Genomic DNA, 2,466 nt, shown 5'->3' on the forward strand with positions numbered 1-2,466 from the left:
CGGTGATCGTGTCGTCGAGGATGATGTAGCCATCCTTCGACCAGCGCGTTTCACCGTGTTTTTGGAGTTCTTCGAGGCATTCGTGGTTGAATTGCTGTTCGTCCCAGTCGTACTCGGTGAGGAACTTGTTGAGAGCGCGTTTGTCTCCAGCTGGAAGGACTTCGCGTGCGATACCTGCCACGGTCTTGTTGCTGGCCGCAACAAGACCTGTGGCGTAGGTTTTGGCGTGATAGCGTTGCGCCGGTGAGAGCGACTCGAACTCGTCGAACACACGCATACACGACAAGAAGTCCGTAATCGGCATCATCCGTCTTCGCTACCGCCTATGTCACGCTCCAACTTCAACGTTCAAAGCTGAGTTTTTTAGCTAAAGACGAATGGGCCGTCGGTGTTCTCAACGGCCTTCGCTCGCGGCACATCTTCCATCTGGACGGTTCGGCAGCTACATATACCGTGTTCATCTATGTATTCCAGTTCTGTCGTGCCGACGGCTGCGACCTCCGGTCTGGTGAACACGACCGCCGGGACGGCGTCGTAGTCGATGGTGACGCCCTCCTCACCGAAGGCGTTCTTGACGGCGTGATTGCCCTCCTTGGCGGCGACCGTTTCGAGTTCGGGCTCGCCGATGAGGTCTCCAGCGGCGTACACGTCGGGATTAGTCGTCTGGAAGTGCTCGTCGACGCGAATTGTCCCGTCGCTGTCCGTCTCGACGCCGACCGTGTCGAGGCCAATGTTCTCGCTGTTGGGCTGGACGCCCGTCGCGACGAACAGCGCCTCTGTGGTGAACTCTTGACGCTCGTTGTTGACGGTCGTCTCGATCGTGACATCCTGCTGGATTGCTTCGGTGCTGCTGTCGGTCGCTGGCGACTGGACTTGCCGGAAGTCGTTGCCGGTCACCACGTCGATGCCCTCTTCGCGGAAGGCTCGCTGGATCTCCCGGCCAAGCTGGCCTTCCATCCCCGAGAGAACGCGCTCGGAGCGCTGGAGAATCGTCACGTCGACGCCGACGCGGTGGAGGATTTGGCCCCACTCCAGCGCGATGTACCCGCCGCCGATGATGATGCTCTCGGGGAGGTCGCGTTCCTCAAGGATGGTCTCGCTGGTGTAGTAGTCGACGGACTCGAGTCCGTCGATGGGCGGTGTCCAGGGAGAACTGCCGGTCGCGATGAGCACTTTTTCGCCGCTGATCTTGGCGCCCTTGTCGGCGTCGTCGACGACCTCGATGGTGGTGTCGTCGACCAGCTTCCCGTACCCCTCGTAGATATCGGTCTCGAAGTGCTCGGCAACGTCGACATAGTTCTCCTGTCGGAACCGCTCGACGAGGTCGTTAGTGCAGTCTAGCGCTTGCGCCCAGTCAACAGTCGGCTCCTCGGAGTACGTGACGGCCTCAAACGGGTTATCCGACGCTGCGGCGCCGTGCTCGGCAACCGCGAGGAGATGCTTGCTCGGGACACAGCCGACGTTCACGCACGTTCCGCCGATCGGCAGGCCCGTGTTCACCATCGCCGTCGAGAGATTTCGGCGGCTCGCTTCTGTAATCGCGGCGAAGGCGGCAGCTCCGCCGCCAAGGATCACGAGATCATAGTTAGACGCGCTGGCCATTTGTGTCTATGATTTACGATAGGAAGTTCTTATACTTCGGAGTCCAAAGCTATAGAGTAAGTTCGGGGCCACAAAGTTATGGCAGATACCACTGTAGATGCGCCCGTCTGCGACGTTGACGGAACGTGCTACTGTCCACTCACAGGTGTCATCGATACGCTGGGCCAGAAATACGCGATGCAGCTCGTCAGCATCATCGGTGCGCACGACTCACTTCGGTTCGTGGAAATCGAAGAGCACCTTCCAACAGCGAGCACCTCGCCTATCTCGAAACGGCTCGATGAGTTCGCGGAGGCCGGACTGATATCCCGAACTCAGTATAACGAGCTCCCACCCCGTGTCGAGTACTCACTGACCGATGATGGATATGAGGTGAGAACCCGTCTCGAACCACTGTTGGAGTGGGCTTCAACGGACGAGTGACTTCCAAGTAGTGACCGGTTGTGCAATGTAACGGCAGGCCAGATAGTCTATTAAGATGGTTCTTAGCCCCTGTGCTATTCATGCCTAACCAGACGTCTCTTTCACCTCATACAGTCGTGCGAAAGTATTTGCCAGTGTAGACTCAATTTGCGGTAATGGGACGGTTAGACGATATCACTCTGGAAGAGCTTCAGGAGCTCCGTGAACAAACAGAGGGTGAGGTTCCTCGAGAACGTGTTCTTGCTGCAATCGGCCGAAAGCAGGGCGATGAACACGAGACACTAGCTGAACGACATGGTGTCGTGGAGAAGACGATCCGCAACTGGCTCGATCGGTTCACTGAAGAACCGATCGAGCAAGCTCCCTACGACGAATCCAGACCAGGCCGCCCCTCGAAGCTCGACAAACACGAACGCAAACAGTTCTTCGAGCGGCTCCAAC

The 2,466-nt window shown here is 57.9% G+C and carries 3 protein-coding genes and 1 pseudogene; 2 read left to right on the top strand and 2 right to left on the bottom strand.

The genetic code is table 11. The annotated features are described in order from the left end of the window. Both HALKA_RS19335 and HALKA_RS19340 read right to left on the bottom strand, forming a co-directional pair. A pseudogene (locus tag HALKA_RS19335) lies at nucleotides 1–307 on the bottom strand (IS701 family transposase); the annotation flags it as partial. A 56-nt stretch (nucleotides 308–363) separates the two neighbouring features. Next, nucleotides 364–1,602 (bottom strand): FAD-dependent oxidoreductase, encoded by a 1,239-nt coding sequence (locus HALKA_RS19340; protein WP_080505804.1) that lies wholly within the window; start codon nucleotides 1,600–1,602, stop codon nucleotides 364–366. 78 nt (nucleotides 1,603–1,680) lie between these two features. Between HALKA_RS19340 and HALKA_RS0107345 the strand changes: the two genes are divergently transcribed. Both HALKA_RS0107345 and HALKA_RS19345 read left to right on the top strand, forming a co-directional pair. Beyond that, a complete protein-coding gene (locus HALKA_RS0107345; RefSeq protein WP_018257371.1) occupies nucleotides 1,681–2,025 on the top strand; it encodes a winged helix-turn-helix transcriptional regulator in 345 nt (114 codons plus the stop codon). 155 nt (nucleotides 2,026–2,180) lie between these two features. Further along, the coding region (locus HALKA_RS19345; RefSeq protein ID WP_044956503.1) for a helix-turn-helix domain-containing protein at nucleotides 2,181–2,466 on the top strand (286 nt) is incomplete at its 3' end.

It is taken from the genome of Halomicrobium katesii DSM 19301 (assembly GCF_000379085.1).
GTDB classification, from domain to species: Archaea; Halobacteriota; Halobacteria; order Halobacteriales; family Haloarculaceae; genus Halomicrobium; species Halomicrobium katesii.

Coding starts and splice junctions, on each gene's coding strand:
- HALKA_RS19340 (WP_080505804.1), bottom strand. CDS start 1,602: ATGGCCAGCGCGTCTAACTATGATCTCGTGATCCTTGGCGGCGGAGCT.
- HALKA_RS0107345 (WP_018257371.1), top strand. CDS start 1,681: ATGGCAGATACCACTGTAGATGCGCCCGTCTGCGACGTTGACGGAACG.